We start from the raw sequence: 19840 nt of genomic DNA, 5'->3' as shown, positions 1-19840 counted from the left end.
ATGACTAGAAGAAAATTACCAAAATGGTTGCTATACACCTTAGGTGCGATTATCCTTGTCGGCCTAGGGATTGCTGTTTATGTTTACAAAATATTTTTAGGGCCTTCCGTAACAGATTCGCAGCCTTATTTTTACGTATATACCAACGATACCTACGAAAATGTGCTGCGCCGCATCCGTACCGACAATATCGTTTCGGATGTGAAAGCCTTCGACTATGCCGCCAAGGCCATGAAATATCCTAATAGCGTGAAGGCCGGCCGTTATAAACTCGAAAAGGGCATGAGTAACAGAAGGTTTATAGGCAATCTTCGCGGCGGCTATCAAGAACCAGTAAAGCTGCAATTTGCCAACATACGCCTGAAAGAAGATTTCGCCGGCTTCCTAGGAAGAAATTTCGAAGCTGACTCTCTACAGTTTATCTCCATCCTCAACAATGAAGCTATAGCCGAAAAATATGGTTTCACCACAGAAAATTTCTATACGATGTTTATCCCCAACACGTATCAGTTTTATTGGAATACATCGGCAGATAAAGTTATAGACCGTTTTTACGAAGAATACAAAAAATTCTGGAACGAAGAGCGCCTAGCGAAAGCCAAACAACTCAACCTATCTCCTATTGAAGTGTCTATACTCGCTTCTATCGTGCGGGGTGAAGCATTGCATAACGATGAGATGCCTATGATTGCAGGTCTTTATCTTAACAGACTGAAGAAAGGTATACTTTTGCAGGCCGACCCAACGGTAATCTTTGCGCATCAGGATTTCACCATACGTAGAGTATTAAACCGTCATCTTAACATAGACAATCCGTATAATACATACCGATACAAAGGTCTCCCTCCAGGACCTATCAACATGCCGCCTATCGTAGCTATCGACGCGGTACTGAATCCGGCACAACACAACTATATCTACATGTGTGCCAAAGACGACTTTTCAGGATATCACGCCTTTGCCGAAACGGTAGCCGAACATCAAATCAACGCTCGCAAATTCCAAAAAGCCTTAGACGAAAGAAACATCAAAAAATAGAATTCCCATGTTTGTACACGAAGAAAAAGTAAGAGTGAGATATGCCGAGACGGATCAGATGGGATACGTTTATTATGGAAATTACGCCACTTATTACGAAGTAGCTCGTACCGAGATGCTCCGCAAGACAGGTTTTTCCTACAAAGAGCTCGAAGAAATGGGAGTCATGATGCCTGTGCTGGAAATGAACATCAAATATCACCAACCGGCAAAGTACGACGATCTGCTGACCATTCGCGTCATCATCAAAGAAAAACCTTCCGTGCGTATAAAATTCGATTATGAAGTGTACAACGAACAGGGAGTGCTGTTAAATACAGGCATGACACAACTCGTCTTTGTGGACATGAAACGTAACCGTCCTTGCCGCGCGCCGGAAGTCTTCATGAAAAAGATGGAACCCTACTTCGATTAACGAAGGATGAAAAAACTTCACCACAGACTACTGTTGCTGAAACCTTATGATAATATGGTCGAATGGAGTAAGTCGGCCATCATTCCGGGTTTGGGAAAGCTCCCGCTGTATACCGTAATGAAATTTTTCGTACAGGAAATAAGTCGTGAATCCATCTTAAATAAAGCATCTAGCCTAGCGTACAACTTCATGTTGGCAATATTTCCGGGAATCATCTTCCTTTTCACCTTGATCCCTTACATTCCGGTAGAGAATTTTCAAGACAAGCTGTTGGGATTCTTAGAACTTGTAATCCCTGCCGACGCATTTAAAGTGGCAAAAAATACATTGGAAGATATCATCCAAAACCAAAATGGGGGACTGCTTTCTTTTGGATTTCTCTTGGCAGCCTTCTTCGCCACCAACGGCATGACCAGTCTGATGATGGCCTTTAATAAATCTTCCCTGACACGAGAAAACAGAAAGTGGATTGTAAGAAGGTTGGTAGCCTTAGCCTTATCTTTTGCCATCATCACTGCCTTAGTCTTAGGGATAGCAGTCTTTACGGGTGTGGGTATAGCCATCAACTATCTCAAAAAAAGTATTGACTATGACCTTGCTTGGCTTTGGACATTACTCCTTAAAATATCGAGATGGCTAATCCTCTTTTTCATCTATTTCATTACGGTAGGTATGCTCTACAAATATGGGCCCTCTCAATCCAAATACTGGAAAATCTTTAGTCCCGGCGCCATGCTTGCCACCATCCTTGCCATATTAGCATTTTCCGGCTTTGCTTTCTATATCAACAATTTCAATGCCTACAACAAGCTGTATGGCTCCATTGGTACTATGATCGTCATCATGATATGGATGTATCTCAACTCACTCATTCTGTTGGTAGGATTTGAGCTGAACACCAGCATTGCCCTGTCCAAGCAGAGCATCAAGATTGTCAAGCCGAAAAAGAAAAATACCTTTCGCCCAACGAGCACGTAACTTTTGAGCTCTTTCGGAACGTGGGAAATTCAAAATAATCTTTTTCCGTCCTGATGTAAAAGTATTTTTCGACAATAAAATCATTTTTTTCGATATTTTTTTCTGATAAAATGTTGTAAATAAAAGTTTTTCGTATCTTTGCACTTCCTGCAATGCAGGAAAAAGGAGAAAATTAATTAATGGCAAAAAAACAAGAAGCAGAAAAAGAGTTAGCGGCGAAAAACGCAGAGCTACAAGGTGCTGACACTAAAGTAGTGAAAGACACCGAGAAAATTGAATCTGAAGCAGATTCAACTTTAATCGACCAAATCAAATCTAGCGCTTGGAGTACTCCAGAAGAAGATTTCGACTGGGATGCTGACGAAAAAGCTTTCGGTAACTACAGCGAAGCTGAACGTGCTAAATTTGAAGAGCTTTATGCTGGCACTTTCAACCAAATCAACCAAGGTGAGATCGTGCAAGCTACAGTTGTTTCTATCAACAACAAAGATGTTGTTCTTAACGTTGGTTTCAAATCTGACGGTCTTGTAGCAAAAACTGAGTTTCGTGACATGCCTGACTTAAAAGTTGGGGACGTTGTTGACGTGTTTGTGGAATCACAAGAAGACGCAAACGGTCAATTAGTGTTGTCACGTAAGCGTGCAAAAACTCAAAAATCGTGGGAAGCTATCAACGAAGCTTTAGAAAACGATACTATCATCGCTGGTTACGTTAAATCACGTACTAAAGGTGGTTTGATCGTAGACATCCAAGGTGTAGAAGCTTTCTTACCAGGATCTCAAATCGACATCAAACCTATCCGTGACTACGATGTTTACGTAGGTAAAACTATGGAATTCAAAGTGGTAAAAATCAACCACGAATTCAAAAACGTTGTAGTATCTCACAAAGTGTTGATTGAAGACGATTTAGAAAACCAAAAATCTGAAATCGTTGCTAAACTAGAAAAAGGACAAGTATTAGAAGGTACTGTTAAAAATATCACTGACTTCGGTGTATTCATCGACTTAGGTGGTGTTGACGGTTTACTTCACATTACAGATATTTCCTGGGGCCGTATCGAGCATCCAAAAGAAGTATTATCATTAGATCAAACAATCAACGTGGTTGTTTTGGACTTCGACGACGAGAAAAAACGTATCGCTCTAGGTTTGAAACAATTAACTCCACACCCTTGGGAATCTTTAGATCCAGCTTTACAAGTAGGTTCTAAAGTGAAAGGTAAAATCGTAACAGTTGCTGATTACGGTGCTTTCTTAGAAATCATCCCTGGTGTTGAAGGATTGATCCACGTTTCAGAAATGTCTTGGTCTCAAAACTTACGTTCTCCACAAGAGTTCTTGAAAGTAGGTGACGAAGTTGAGGCTGTTATCTTGACTTTGGACCGCGAAGAGCGTAAGATGAGCTTAGGTATCAAACAATTGACACCTGACCCATGGAAAAACATCACTGAGCGCTACCCTGTAGGTTCAAAACAAAAAGCTGTAGTTAAAAACATGACTAACTTCGGTGTTTTTGTTGAACTAGAAGACGGTGTAGACGGTTTGATCCACATCTCAGACTTATCTTGGTCTAAGAAAATCAACCACCCTAATGAATTCACTAAAATCGGTGAAACATTAGAAGTAGTAGTATTGGAATTAGACGAAGAAAACCGCAAATTATCTTTAGGTCACAAACAACTTGAAGAAAACCCTTGGGATACTTTCGAAACAATCTTCACTGAAGGTTCTATCCACGAAGGTACTGTAATCAAAGTTGGTGACAAAGGTGATATCGTAGCATTACAATACGGTGTTGAGGGTTTCTGCCCTTCTAAACACTCTGTAAAAGAAGATGGTACTTCGTTGAAAGTTGATGATACTGCTCAATTCAAAATCATCGAGTTCAACAAAGAAAACAAACGTTTAGTAATCTCTCACTCTCGCATCTGGGAAGACGCGAAAGAAGAAGCTCGCAAAGAAGAAGTTAGCGCTCGTAAAAAAGAAGCTAAATTAACTTCTAGCGCAGTGAAAAAAGTGAAAGATTCTGTAGAGAAATCTACATTAGGTGATCTAGACGTTTTAGCTCAATTGAAAGAGCAAATGGAAGGTGGCGACAAAAAATAATTGTCTCCCCCTAACCATTTAACATATAAAAGCCCTAATCATTCGATTAGGGCTTTTTGTTTTTGTAGCGCAGCATTCGTAATTTTAAGCTATGGAATTTTCTTCTTCTCTCATAGAACCTCAAGAATTGTATGAAGCACTCCAAGATGAGGCTTTGATAATATTGGACTGTACTATCGATAAAGTAGGCAAATCGCTCAAAGGAACACCCTTGGAACTTATCCCTAATTCCTTATTTTTTGATATAGAGGGTAAACTCTCCGATCCAAAATCCAAACTGCCGCACACGCTGATAAAGCCTCAACAATATGAGGAAGAAATGCAACAACTAGGCATTAACCAAGACAGCACGGTGGTATTGTACGACCGGTGGGGCGTGTATTCCAGCCCTCGCGCATGGTGGATGTTTAAGGTAATGGGCTTCGATAGCGTATATATCCTCAATGGAGGATTGCCCCTATGGAAGAAAAATAAATATCCTCTTGTCAAAGAATATGCTCATGCAAAAGTCAAAGGCAACTTCATGGCTACCTTTAGAGAAGAATATTATGCCGACAAGGAGTATGTGTTGGCACATTACAAAAACAAAGAAGTAGATATCTTCGACGCAAGAAGCAAAGGTAGATTTACCGGCCTTGTGCCTGAGCCGCGCAAAGGCCTCAAAGGTGGCCACATTCCACATTCTAAAAATATTCCATTCGAAGAGGTACTGGATGGTGAAACATATAAAAGCAAAGAAGAGATTGCTTCTATTTTCCAACACCACCTGAATGGAAATGAACAAATATTCACTTGTGGGTCAGGAATAACGGCTTCGATATTGGCATTTGCCAGTCACCTTATAGGACAGCAGAAACTTCGTGTATATGATGGCTCTTGGGCCGAATGGGGTATAGAAGAGTTAAATCTTCCTACAGAATTATAATCGGCAGCAAAATTGCACGTAACTTAAAACATATTATATTGAATCATTGATTGCTTAAGTCGTAAAATATGAACAACAAGCTCCGGATACTTTTATTTGTCCTCACTCTACTCTTTTTTGCGACTGCCTTCTCCGTTAAGAAAGCAATTAATGACATAGATATTCTCGAACTAGAAAGCAAATCTTTGGGAGAAAAGCTGCAACGCAAAGAGCAGCTTATTGACGAACTTTTCAGTGATTCCTTAGTCATCAAAACCTTTATCAACAGCGAAAGATATCCTTTGCAGGTTCGGGAAATCTCAAACTCATATCAGCATCATCAGATATACATCTATATCTATAAAGATAATAAGCCGATATTCTGGTCTACTAACGTGTACGTCCCAGAAACGGATGCAGGCATTAAACCGGAAGCATCTTTTATCAATGCAGAAAATTACTCTTTCTTTGTCAAGAAAAAACAAATTACCGGTAGCCTAAATATCCTTGCATTAATTCCTATACAACGGAACTTTAACCCCAACTATCAAGCTCGTGGCAACCCTTCATTCCGCACATTAATTAGTAACACTCAACTTCAGGTGGCGGACTTCGGTGACAACGACAATATCAAGAATATTTACACGAAGGACAAGGTATATCTCTTTTCCGTAAAGCTCAAAAGTAGCAAGTACAGCAATATCTATTTAAATATACAACTTCTCTGCTGGGGACTGGGGACACTTTGTAGTGTCGTCCTTATCACTACCATCTGTTTCGGCATGGCCAAGGCAGGGAGAGCACTATGGTCTATACTTCTGCTCATCGCTACCTTCGTCGTGGTACGCTATATCGATCTAGAAACAAACTGGCTCTCACAAATTTCCAACTATAAGTTATTTTCACCTAAAGTATATGCATATAACTACATCTCTCCTAACCTTTGGTCTTTCCTCATAAACTCCATCGTTCTACTATGGATACTTTGCTATATTCTTTCCATACGGAAATATATAGTCATTCCCGAGTTTTTCTTACGTCAGAAACACCGCCCTATATGCTATTATCTGGTCCTACTATGTACATACTTCCTTTATAGTGAAATTCTCAACCAGCTTTCGACACTGATTACACATTCCTCATTCGAAAACGAAGAGCTCATCACCCTATTCTTCTCTTACGACTTCACAATATACCATATACTGATTTTTACGATAAATATAGTTTCCATCATACTGATAGCCAACATAGTAGTTATATTGGGAAGAAAGCTATCGCCAAAGATCATCAACAACATCAACCTTCAGCTAATGGCGTTAGTCACTGTACTTATCATCAGTGGCTTTTACCAGGATTTTACGGTCATCTATATCCTTCTAGGGCTATTAATCTTGACAAGTTCATTCGAAAAATCTTTATTGAAAAACGATATATATACCCAGGTTATCACCTTCATTACACTTTCCATTCTTTCGACAATTCTTTACGCCGAGGCAATAAAGGTTAATACGAAAGAGCACATGAAGATGATCTTGCTTAACTTGGAGTCGGATGACGATGTGCAGGCGGTATCCTTGTTCTCAAAAATAGAACACGACATCTCCAAAGATGCACAACTCAAAAGATTGATTCAGATTGCTAGTACTAATCCCAACCCGGAAATCATCAACTTTTACATACAGAAAAATTATCTTTCGGGCTATCTCTCGAATTACAACTTCACGGCATATTATTACTTCAACGGCATGCCGATCAATAATTACAGCAGAGACCAACTACAGGTGTACCGCGAAAAGGTCATTAACCATTCGTCCAAAGTCAATCACACACAGAATTTCTATAAGCTTAAAACAGAAATCGGTCATTACGATTATTTTGCGTTGATCAACAGCTCGGATGTTAGTGGTAACGACTATTCTATTATCCTTAATCTGAAGAAAAATATCAACTCGCTGACTGCCGGAATTCCTTTCCTGAGTGGAAATATCAACAGTCAAAACTTCAACCATTTTAGTCTCAAGAACTTCAATTTCGCTATTTACAAAAAGGGAGTGCTTATCAGCCAAAACGGCAAATACACATATCCCAATACGGACAAATATGTAGATAAACCTATAGATGAATTTATCGCTATCGACGATGTCAACGAACACAATCATCTTATTCTACGTCCTAATAACGAAACTACGCTGATAGTCAGCACCCCTACTCAATCCTATTGGCAGTACTTGACCGTAATTTCTGTCACTTTCCTTTATCTATACATCACTTTGGGACTGTTACAGCTGCTATTTCAGTTTATCCCCATCTACATCAAACGCAAATTCACGCTGAAGAACCTTTACCAGCAGCTACGCTATATCTTTAGCCGCATACGATACAGTACACGCATACAAACTCTTGTTATCGCATCGGTATTGATAGCTATAGTCATATCCGGTATCATCAGCTTCTTCAGCATCAAAATACAGACCGAAAAAAGCCGTAAAGACCAGAAGCTGGAATATATCGCCAGCGTAGTTCACAACCTAGAACAGATCAGTTCCTTAGACTCTACCAATAACCTGATTGAAGCCTTGTACACGAAGATGTCAAACCTCAACGATGTGATGGTCACCAACTTCAATCTGTACGACAAAAATGGAAAGCTGTTTTTCACTACTCAGCCTAGTATCTATAACCATAATCTGATATCTTCTTATATCAATCCAAATGCTTATCTAGAGCTGAATGTGTTGAAGAAAAACGAATCACTGATATACGAGCAGATTGTAGACTTCAAGTATGAAAGTGCTTATGCTGCTATCAAAGATTCTAACTATAAGACTATAGCTTACCTGGGAATTCCTTACTTCGATTACGAAATCGCTGAATCAGAGAATATCAACATACTCTTAAAAACGATTTTAAATATCTATACAATCATTCTGATCATTTTCGCCTTCTTGGCTGTGTATATTTCCAACAAGATTACAGAACCTTTGCAGATTATACGTAAGAAACTATCTCAAACTAATCTTTCTGACAAGCCTAACGAATCCTTATATTGGGAAAAAGATGATGAAATAGGGCTTTTGGTGAAAGAATATAACTACATGCTTGTGAAACTGGAAGAAAATGCCAAACAACTTCGTAATGCAGAGAGGGAAAGTGTATGGCGGGAGATGGCCCAACAGGTAGCTCATGAGATCAAAAATCCGTTGACGCCGATGAAGCTAGGCATACAGCAGCTTACCCGATCTTTCAGAGATCAGGATGAACGCTTCCCGGAACGCTTTGAGAAGATCTCCAACTCCTTCATCGAACAGATAGAAACGCTATCGCGTATAGCCTCCGAATTTTCGGCCTTCGCCAAACTGCCAGAAGCCAAATTTGAGGCTATTGAGCTTATACCTAAAATCAACAAGTCCATTCATGTATATAACAACACGCCTAACGTAAAAATTGAACTTATCAATGAGAATACTTCGGAAGACAATATTAAGGTTTACGGCGACAGAGGTCAGATGATAAGAACTTTCAACAACCTCCTGAAAAATGCTATAGAAGCTACCACTGGGCGGCGTAAACCACATGTCACCATCACAATAAAAAATAAGGACCAAGACAATATCCTTATCGAAATATCAGACAACGGCTACGGAATACCGGAACATGTAATTCCGAAAATCTTTAAGCCTAACTTCACGACCAAAAGTTCAGGCACAGGACTAGGTTTGGCTTTCGTCAAGCAGAGTATTACCGGAATGGGAGGCTCCATAGATTTCAAGACCAAACTCAATCACGGAACCACATTCTTCATCACATTGCCAATCTATAAAGGCTAATACTATATAATTTTTACAATTTTAAAGAGTACAAACTGCTATATTCGCATAGTAAAAATTAAATCAAATGAACTGGAGAAAATCTCTTTTTATAGCTGCCGCCCTCTTGGCGACTACTACAACTCAAACCTTCGCACAAGATAATCTTATTAATGCACTGAAAGATAATGTAAGTGACAAGAGCAAAGAAGGTTTTGTCTTCACACCTATTATTAATTTAGGAACTACTTCCATTAAAGATCAGGGCTCATCAGGAACTTGCTGGTCGTATTCCGGCAACTCATTCCTTGAATCCGAAATGATCCGCATGGGTAAGCAACCGGTAGAAATTTCTCAAATCTTCACCGCCTACTATACTTACCTCGAAAAAGCAAAAACATATGTTCAACTTCATGGCGGACAAAGTCAAGGTCAAGGTGGACAGCTTCACGATGTGCTGACCATCTTCCGTAAGTACGGTGCCGTACCGCGTGAAGCATATACAGGTCTTATCAATGGCAAGACAAGAAATGACTTCTCTCAGATGAGCAAGACCATTGAGAAAATGAATGCTGACCTAGTAAAAAATAGAAAGATCGATCCGAATTGGCAACAAGCTCTATTGAACACCATGAACGAACATCTTGGCGTTCCTCCTCAATCGTTCCAATACAACGGCAAAACGTACACACCACGCACCTGGGCTGATGAGGTGGTAGGTATCAATCCTGATGACTACGTAGCTATATCATCCTTCAAAGCTCATCCTTACTACAAGCCTTTCATCCTTTTGATTCCAGACAACTGGTCATATGAAAGCTTTTACAACGTACGCATGGATGACATGATCGACATTATCGACAATGCACTTAAAAAAGGATTTACCGTAGCATGGGCTGCCGATGTTTCGGAAAAATATTTCTCTTGGAAAAACGGTGTAGCTTTCGTGCCGGAAAATGAAAAAGAAATTGACTCCATGACAGCAGAACAACGCGCTACCCTTTTCAATGGACCAAAACCGGAAGCTAAAATTACAGAAGAAATCCGTCAAGCAGCGTACGATGACTACTCCACTACGGATGATCATGGTATGCATATTGTAGGTTTGGCCAAAGACCAAAACGGTAAAGAATATTATATCGTAAAAAATTCTTGGGGCGAGTCTAACGACTATAAAGGATATATCTACGTAACTAAAGAATACGTAAAATATAAAACTATTTCCCTATTACTTCATAAAAAAGCCTTACCAAAGAACATCAAGTCTAAGCTTCGCATAAAATAATCTTAGCAGTAGTATATTAATATTTACAAAAATCCGAAGAATGTGCTTTCTTCGGATTTTTGTATTTTAAAAACAAAGCATTAAACCGTTTGTCAATAATTATATCTAATATTTTATCAGACAAAGAATAAATAATATATTTACCCGAACAATTCAGACCTATTGACAATGAAAAATAAACTTATCCTCGCTGGGATGTTTACACTGCTGTTTGGCAGCTGCAGCCTGCTTGAAAAAAAACATACTGCTCAACATAACCCCGTGGAATTGAACGGAAAATGGCATATTCTAGAACTAGATAAAAAGCGTATTCCGACAAGTGTCAACGGCAAGGAACCATTATTGGTTGTCAACCATTCGGAAAACACATATACAGTCTTTACAGGTTGTAACAACCTAGGAGGGGAACTTATCTTCGGTAAAGGCAATAGTATCCAATTCGAGCGAGGAATCTCGACCATGATGGCTTGTGACAATATGGAGGTGGAACACACCTTTGCTTCCCTTATTCCCTCCATCAATAAATACGCTTTAGTAAAGGATACGCTAGTATTACTAAGCGCTAAGAATCAAGTGTTGGGCAAGTTTCTTGCAAAAAAAGAAGATATAAATGCAGCAAAACAGCTTTCTGGAAAATGGCAGCTGAATAAAGTGTTTGGTCCAGACAGCCCAGCAAAAGAGATATTTGCCAATGATATTCCTACAATAGAATTTAATACAGAAGAAGAAACCGTAAGCGGAAAAGGTACTTGCAACCATTATTCGGGAACATACTCTACCGAAGGTCAGAAGATCAAATTTGGCGCTTTAGCCTCCACAAAGATGGGATGTGCCAAACTTAAAGAAGAAGCTCTATATTTTCAAAAATTGGAAAAAACAAACTCTTTTATAGTAGATGCTAATAAGCTGACATTCTATTCTGAAGGACAGAAACAACTTCAGTTTACTAAAATTAAATAATCACTTTGCGGCTTATTGAAAATAAAGGTTAGCTTATTATTATATACAACAAAAGCCTCCGTAGGGAGGCTTTTGTTGTATATAGGCTATCTTGCGATAGCTATTAATCTTCTTCTTTCGAAGCAAGCAATTGATCGTACTCTTCACGAGACCCCACGATGATGTTGCTGTATTCACGTAAACCGGTACCTGAAGGAATCAAGTGACCAACGATAACGTTTTCTTTCAAGCCTAACAAGTCATCACGTTTACCTGCGATAGCTGCCTCATTCAATACTTTAGTAGTTTCCTGGAAGGAAGCTGCCGAGATGAATGACTTAGTACCCAATGAAGCTCTTGTGATACCTTGTAATAGAGGACTTGAAGTAGCAGGGACAGCATCGCGCACCTGAACAAGTTTCAAATCTTGACGTTTCAAGGCAGAGTTCTCTTCACGTAATCTACGCAAAGTAACGATCTGACCTGGACGCAATGTTTTCGAGTCTCCTGCATCTACAACAACCTTCTTGTCGTACAAAGAGTCGTTTTCTTCTATGAAGTCCCATTTGTTTACAGCTTCTTTCTCTAAGAAACGTGTATCTCCTGGATCTTCGATGGTAACTTTTTGCATCATTTGGTGTACGATAACTTCAAAGTGTTTATCGTTGATTTTCACACCTTGTAGACGATACACCTCTTGGATACCGTTAACGATATACTCTTGTACGGCTGCAGGACCTTTAATCGACAAGATGTCGCTTGGTGAAATCTGACCGTCTGACAATGGCACACCAGCTTTCACGAAGTCGTTGTCCTGTACAAGGATGTGTTTTGAAAGAGGTACAAGATATTTCTTGATTGTACCGTCACGACCTTCGATAGTGATTTCTCTGTTACCACGTTTCACACCTCCCAAGGTCACCACACCATCGATTTCAGTTACTACAGCAGGGTTCGACGGGTTACGAGCCTCGAACAACTCTGTTACACGAGGAAGACCACCCGTAATGTCTCGGGTCTTACCTGTAGAACGAGGAATCTTAGCTAATACCGCACCTTCTTTCAATTTCTGACCATCAGAAACAGCAACGTGAGCACCTACTGGAATGTTGTACGAACGGATAACTTCGCCTTTGTTATCAACAATCTTGATAGTAGGGTTTTTCGTCTTGTCACGTGTTTCGATAATAACTTTTTCTTTGTGACCAGTCTGCTCATCTGATTCTTCACGGTAAGTAACCCCTTCGATGATGGCATCAAATTCTACTTTACCCGCAAATTCAGAGATGATCACGGCGTTATATGGATCCCACTCAACAAGCTTAGCACCTTTTTCTACCTTATCTCCTTCCTTCACATATAAGTTTGATCCGTAAGGAATGATTTGTTGGTAAAGCACTTTGCCGTTATTTACGATCTTAATCTCTCCCGAACGACCTATAACTACTTGGTATGGTCCTTCTTCCCCTTCTTTCTCAACAGCACGAACATTTTCGAATTCTATAGTACCTTCGTATTTGGCTATGATAGATGAGTCGGAAGCAATATTTGATGCCGTACCACCGACGTGGAACGTACGAAGTGTCAACTGAGTACCTGGCTCACCAATAGACTGTGCCGCAATAACTCCGACAGCTTCACCTAGCTGAACACGCTTACCAGAAGCTAAGTTACGGCCGTAACAGCAAGCACATACCCCACGACGAGATTCACAAGTCAATACCGAACGGATTTCAATACCTTCGATACCAGCCTTTTCGATGGCTACTGCAATCTCTTCTGTGATATCTTCGTTCGCTTTAACGATAAGTTCGTTAGTCTCAGGGTGATAAACATCGTTCAATGGTGTACGACCTAAAATACGATCATATAGTGGTTCCACAATATCGTCGTTGTCTTTCAAGGCTGTAGTGTAGATACCTCTCAAAGTACCACAATCTTCCTCTACAACAACCATATCTTGGGCCACATCATGTAGACGACGTGTCAGATAACCTGCGTCAGCAGTTTTCAACGCTGTATCGGCAAGACCTTTACGAGCACCGTGGGTAGAGATAAAGTATTCCAATACCGAAAGTCCTTCTTTAAAGTTTGACAAGATAGGGTTTTCGATAATCTCACCACCCGAAGTACCGGACTTCTGAGGTTTAGCCATCAAACCACGCATACCACACAACTGACGGATCTGCTCTTTAGAACCACGTGCTCCTGAATCCAACATCATGTACACAGAGTTGAATCCTTGATTGTCGTTCGAAAGGATATCCATCACGTGTGCTGTCAAGCGGTTATTGATACGTGTCCAAATATCGATGATCTGGTTGTAACGCTCGTTGTTGGTAATGAAACCCATGTTATAGTTGTTCATCACCTCTTCTACTTCTTTAGTAGCTTGAGCGATTAAGTCTGCCTTAGCGGCAGGAATGTTCAAGTCTTGAAGGTTGAACGAAAGACCACCCTTGAATGCGGTTTGGAAACCTAATTCTTTAATATCATCCAAGAATTTTGCGGCGCGAGCCATACCGGTCTTCTTCACTACATCACCAATGATGTTACGTAATGACTTTTTAGTCAACAACTCATTGATAAATCCTACTTCTTCCGGTACAACTTGGTTGAAAATCACACGACCTACTGTAGTGTCGATAATCTTTGTTACCAATTCGCCTTTTTCGTTCAAATCTTTGGTACGTACTTTTATCCACGCGTGAACATCTATCTTACCTTCGTTCAAGGCGATGATTACTTCTTCTGGTGAATAGAAAATACTACCTTCCCCTCTCATCTTACGGTTTTCATCCGATTTGCGGCCTTTAGTCAAGTAGTAAAGACCCAATACCATGTCTTGCGAAGGCACGGTAATCGGAGAACCGTTGGCAGGGTTAAGAATGTTATGTGAAGCCAACATCAAAATCTGAGCTTCCAAGATTGCGGCATTACCTAGTGGTAAGTGTACCGCCATCTGGTCACCGTCGAAGTCGGCGTTGAACGCTGTACACACTAATGGGTGCAACTGAATCGCTTTACCCTCTACCAATGTAGGTTGGAAAGCTTGGATACCCAAACGGTGAAGTGTAGGAGCACGGTTTAACAATACCGGGTGACCTTTCAACACGTTTTCCAGGATATCCCACACAATAGGGTCTTTACGATCTACGATTTTTTTCGCTGACTTAACAGTCTTTACTACACCGCGCTCGATCATCTTACGGATGATGAACGGTTTGTATAGCTCTGCAGCCATGTCTTTTGGAAGACCACACTCGTGCAATTTCAAGTGAGGACCTACCACAATTACCGAACGTGCAGAGTAGTCAACACGCTTACCCAATAAGTTTTGACGGAAACGTCCCTGCTTACCTTTAAGGATATCCGACAACGATTTCAACGCGCGGTTACCTTCTGTTTTCACAGCGTTAACCTTACGTGAGTTGTCGAACAACGAGTCAACAGCCTCCTGAAGCATGCGTTTTTCGTTACGTAAAATCACTTCCGGCGCTTTGATCTCGATAAGACGTTTCAAACGGTTGTTACGGATAATCACACGACGGTAAAGGTCATTCAAGTCTGAGGTAGCGAAACGACCACCGTCCAATGGTACCAAAGGACGTAACTCAGGCGGAATGATAGGCACAATCTTGATGATCATCCATTCCGGTCTGTTTTCGATACGCTCATTGGCACTACGGAAAGCTTCTACTACATGAAGACGTTTCAAAGCTTCATTTTTACGTTGTTGAGAAGTTTCGTTAGCCGCTTGGTGACGCAAGTCGTATGATAATTGGTCTAAGTCAAGACGTTTTAACAAGTCTTCCAACGCCTCAGCACCCATCTTAGCGATGAACTTGCGAGGATCGCTGTCGTCTAAATATTGGTTTTCTTTCGGTAAGGTATCTAAAATGTCAAGATACTCTTCTTCTGTCAAGAAATCCATGTAAGATATGCCATCTTCTTCTTTGATACCTGGTTGGATAACCACATATCTTTCATAGTAGATGATCATATCCAATTTCTTGGTAGGAAGACCTAAAAGGTAACCTATTTTATTTGGAAGAGAACGGAAGTACCAGATGTGAGCTACCGGAACAACAAGGTTGATGTGTCCCATACGCTCACGACGTACTTTCTTCTCCGTAACTTCAACACCACAACGGTCGCAGACAATACCTTTGTAACGAATACGTTTGTATTTACCACAGTGACATTCATAATCCTTTACAGGACCGAAGATACGCTCACAGAACAGACCGTCACGCTCAGGTTTGTACGTACGATAGTTGATAGTTTCCGGCTTAGTAACTTCACCGCTTGAGCGCTCCAAAATTGTTTCCGGAGAAGCTAAGCTAATCGTAATGGAAGTAAAGTTACTTTTAATTTTATTATCTTTTTTGTAAGACATACTTTGTATAACTTAAAGATGTATGTTATAGCATAAGAGGCTTAACACCTCTTATGCTTGAATTTACTGGATTAATCTAATGTGATATCTAAACCTAAACCACGCAATTCGTGAACTAATACGTTGAATGATTCAGGTACTGATGGTGTAGGTAAGTTGTTACCTTTTACGATAGCTTCATAAGTCTTCGCACGACCTACCACATCATCCGATTTCACAGTTAAGATCTCTTGTAAGATGTTTGCTGCACCAAATGCTTCAAGTGCCCATACCTCCATCTCTCCGAAACGCTGACCACCAAACTGAGCTTTACCTCCTAATGGCTGTTGCGTGATCAAGGAGTAAGGACCTATAGAACGAGCGTGCATTTTGTCATCCACCATGTGTCCTAATTTCAACATGTAGATTACCCCTACTGTTGTAGGCTGGTCGAAACGCTCTCCCGTCAAACCGTTATACAAGTAGGTACGACCTGACTTAGGTAATCCAGCTTTGGCAACCCATTCTTCTACCTGATCCATCTCTGCACCATCGAAGATTGGTGTTGCGAATTTAACACCTAACTTCTGGCCTGCCCATCCAAGAACGGTTTCGTAGATCTGTCCCAAGTTCATACGTGAAGGCACCCCTAGAGGGTTCAACACGATATCTACAGGAGTACCATCTTCCAAGAACGGCATATCTTCGTCACGAACGATCTTAGCCACAATACCTTTGTTACCGTGACGTCCTGCCATCTTATCCCCTACTCTCAACTTACGCTTCTTAGCGATGTAAACTTTAGCCATCTGTACGATACCAGATGGAAGTTCATCACCCACAGAAATCGCAAATTTCTCACGCTTGAACGCACCTAACTCCTCGTTAAGCTTAATATTGTAGTTGTGAAGAGCTAATTTGATAAGTTCATTTTTATCCTCATCTGTAGTCCATCCTAATGGGTTAACATTAGTATAGTCTAGATCAGACAAGATTTTTTGAGTGAACTTAGCACCTTTTGGTACTAACAGCTCTTTATATACGTTGTAAACACCTTGGCTTGTTTTTCCGTTCACGATAGTGAATAACTTCTCTACCAAACGGTCTTTCAACGCCTTTTTGTTTTTCTCGTGCTCTAATTCTAACTTCTCTAAAGCTTTTCTTTCCGCTTCTTTAGACATTTTCTTCGCACGAGAGAACAGTTTAGTATCGATAACCACACCGCTTATTGAAGGAGGAGTTTTCAATGAAGCATCCTTAACATCTCCAGCTTTATCACCGAAAATCGCACGTAACAATTTTTCTTCTGGAGAAGGATCAGACTCTCCTTTTGGAGTAATCTTACCAATCAAGATATCTCCTTCTTTAACTTCAGCACCTACACGGATAATACCGTTTTCGTCCAAGTCTTTAGTAGCCTCTTCCGAAACGTTTGGAATATCCGCAGTAAGCTCTTCCTCTCCACGTTTTGTATCTCTCACTTCCAATTCGAACTCTTCAATGTGTATCGAAGTAAAGATATCTTGAGATACTACACGTTCAGAGATTACGATCGCATCCTCAAAGTTGTATCCTTGCCATGGCATGAACGCTACTTTCAAGTTGCGACCTAATGCTAACTCACCATTTTGAGTAGCGTAACCTTCACACAATACCTGTCCTTTTGACACTCGTTGCCCTTTCTTAACGATAGGCTTCAAGTTGATACAAGTATTCTGGTTGGTTTTCTTAAACTTGATTAATTTATATGTTTTTACCTCGTCATCGAAAGATACAAGACGTTCTTCCTCCGTACGATCGTAACGGATTTTAATCACCTCAGCATCAACATATTCAACTACGCCATCACCTTCCGCATTAATCAAGGCACGAGAGTCTGATGCTACGCGCGCTTCAAGACCTGTACCTACGATAGGTGCTTCAGGACGCAATAGAGGAACAGCTTGACGTTGCATGTTCGATCCCATCAACGCACGGTTCGCATCGTCGTGCTCCAAGAAAGGAATCAATGAAGCCGCGATAGAAGTAATCTGGTTTGGCGCAACGTCCATATAGTCCAATTTCTCAGGCTCGATAATAGGGAAGTCACCCTCAAATCTGGCCTTTACTTTTTCATCCAAGAAGTTTCCTTCATCGTCGTACTGCGCATTAGCTTGAGCGATAGTTTTACCATCTTCATCTTCTGCTGACAAGTAAACTACAGGCTCATCTACTACTACTTTTCCGTTTTTAACCTTACGATAAGGGGTTTCGATGAAGCCTAAACTGTTGATCTTAGCATGAACAGACAATGAAGAAATCAAACCGATGTTCGGACCTTCCGGTGTTTCGATGGTACACAAACGACCGTAGTGCGTATAGTGAACGTCACGCACCTCGAAACCGGCACGCTCACGAGAAAGACCACCAGGACCTAACGCCGAAAGACGACGCTTGTGCGTAATCTCAGCCAATGGGTTGGTTTGATCCATGAACTGAGAAAGCTGGTTGGTTCCGAAGAAGGAATTGATCACTGAAGAAAGTGTACGTGCATTGATCAAATCAGTTGGTGTAAACACTTCGTTGTCGCGGATATTCATACGCTCACGAATAGTACGTGCCATACGAGCCAAACCAACACCGAACTGTGCATACAACTGCTCACCTACAGTACGTACACGACGGTTTGACAAGTGGTCAATATCATCTACTTCCGCTTTTGAGTTGATCAAGTCGATCAAGTACTTCACGATAGCGATGATATCTTCACGTGTCAACACACGAATATCAGGATCAATATCCAAGTTTAATTTGCGGTTGATACGGTAACGACCTACATCACCCAAATCGTAACGCTTATCTGAGAAGAACAAACGGTCGATAATACCGCGTGCAGTTTCTTCATCAGGTGGTTCGGCGTTACGCAACTGGCGATAGATGTGTTCTACCGCTTCTTTTTCCGAGTTAGAAGTATCCTTCTGTAATGTGTTATATATAATCGAATAGTCCACATCGTTGTTGTCATCTTCCTTCGCTAAGATGATAGACTTAACGCCGGCTTCAAGAATCAAATCGATGTGATCTTCTTCTAGTATAGTCTCACGCTCAAGGATAATTTCGTTACGGTCGATAGATACTACCTCCCCTGTATCTTCGTCCACGAAATCTTCCGTCCATTTGTTTAATACTCTGGCCGCAAGACGACGACCTACGTATTTCTTAAGACCGGTTTTACTAACTTTAACTTCATCTGCTAAGCCGAATAATTCTAAGATATCTTTATCTGAGTCGTATCCGATAGCACGCAATAAAGTAGTAACCGGGAATTTTTTCTTACGATCGATATATGCGTACATCACGTTGTTAACGTCTGTAGCAAACTCGATCCAAGATCCTTTAAAAGGAATTACCCTTGCCGAATAAAGTTTTGTACCGTTTGTGTGTCTACTCTGACCGAAGAAAACACCAGGAGAACGATGCAACTGAGATACAATTACACGCTCGGCACCATTGATAACGAAAGTACCTTTTGGTGTCATGTATGGAATTGTACCTAAATAAACATCCTGTACTATGGTTTCGAAATCTTCGTGTTCTTCGTCATTACAAGACAACTTCAATTTTGCTTTTAAAGGCACGCTATAAGTTAACCCACGCTCAATACACTCTTGTATGTCATAACGTGGTGGATCAATATAATAATCCAAAAACTCTAGCACGAATATGTTTCTTGAATCAGTAATAGGGAAGTTTTCAGCGAAAACCTTGTACAACCCTTCCTGATGGCGGTTATCAGAAGTAGTTTCTAATTGAAAAAACTCCTTGAAAGATTGCAATTGCACATCCAAGAAATCAGGATAATCGATAACCTTCTTACTTGTTGCAAAATTTATTCTTTCGTTTTGAATATTATTGTTTGCCAAGGGAATAAGATTTTTAGTTTAAAAAAACTGAACTTTATTTTGCTGTTTAAGCATGACAAAAAGACGCCAGCAAACGTCTGTCCTGTC

The 19840-nt window shown here is 40.6% G+C and carries 10 protein-coding genes; 8 read left to right on the top strand and 2 right to left on the bottom strand.

The window, feature by feature from the left end; genetic code table 11:
- From mltG to ABD873_RS08640, 8 genes are all read left to right on the top strand, one after another.
- Entirely contained in the window at window positions 1-1038 is a 1038-nt protein-coding gene (gene mltG / locus ABD873_RS08675; RefSeq protein ID WP_345067342.1) for an endolytic transglycosylase MltG, read from the top strand.
- 7 nt (window positions 1039-1045) lie between these two features.
- On the top strand, window positions 1046-1453 hold the full coding sequence (locus ABD873_RS08670) for an acyl-CoA thioesterase (protein WP_039053394.1): 408 nt from the start codon (window positions 1046-1048) through the stop codon (window positions 1451-1453).
- A 6-nt stretch (window positions 1454-1459) separates the two neighbouring features.
- Window positions 1460-2431, top strand: coding sequence for a YihY/virulence factor BrkB family protein (locus ABD873_RS08665; protein WP_345067338.1), 972 nt, complete (start codon window positions 1460-1462; stop codon window positions 2429-2431).
- Between the two features lie 179 nt (window positions 2432-2610).
- Entirely contained in the window at window positions 2611-4539 is a 1929-nt protein-coding gene (rpsA, locus tag ABD873_RS08660; RefSeq protein WP_345067335.1) for a 30S ribosomal protein S1, read from the top strand.
- Between the two features lie 91 nt (window positions 4540-4630).
- Entirely contained in the window at window positions 4631-5464 is an 834-nt protein-coding gene (locus tag ABD873_RS08655) for a sulfurtransferase (RefSeq protein WP_345067332.1), read from the top strand.
- 68 nt (window positions 5465-5532) lie between these two features.
- On the top strand, window positions 5533-9270 hold the full coding sequence (locus ABD873_RS08650; RefSeq protein WP_345067329.1) for an ATP-binding protein: 3738 nt from the start codon (window positions 5533-5535) through the stop codon (window positions 9268-9270).
- 67 nt (window positions 9271-9337) lie between these two features.
- Entirely contained in the window at window positions 9338-10534 is a 1197-nt protein-coding gene (locus ABD873_RS08645) for a C1 family peptidase (RefSeq protein ID WP_345067325.1), read from the top strand.
- 168 nt (window positions 10535-10702) lie between these two features.
- On the top strand, window positions 10703-11494 hold the full coding sequence (locus ABD873_RS08640; RefSeq protein WP_039053397.1) for an META domain-containing protein: 792 nt from the start codon (window positions 10703-10705) through the stop codon (window positions 11492-11494).
- A 103-nt stretch (window positions 11495-11597) separates the two neighbouring features.
- Here ABD873_RS08640 and rpoC read toward each other — a convergent pair whose 3' ends face one another.
- Window positions 11598-15872, bottom strand: a complete 4275-nt coding sequence (rpoC, locus tag ABD873_RS08635; RefSeq protein WP_345067320.1) for a DNA-directed RNA polymerase subunit beta' — start codon at window positions 15870-15872, stop codon at window positions 11598-11600.
- Between the two features lie 71 nt (window positions 15873-15943).
- Window positions 15944-19753: a DNA-directed RNA polymerase subunit beta gene (gene rpoB, locus ABD873_RS08630; RefSeq protein WP_345067317.1), complete on the bottom strand. Its 3810-nt coding sequence runs from the start codon at window positions 19751-19753 to the stop codon at window positions 15944-15946.
- Between the last annotated feature and the right edge of the window lie 87 nt (window positions 19754-19840).

This window comes from Sphingobacterium thermophilum (genome assembly GCF_039541675.1).
In the GTDB taxonomy this organism is placed as follows: domain Bacteria; phylum Bacteroidota; class Bacteroidia; order Sphingobacteriales; family Sphingobacteriaceae; genus Sphingobacterium; species Sphingobacterium thermophilum.
This window is presented reverse-complemented; position numbering and strand designations above follow the sequence as displayed.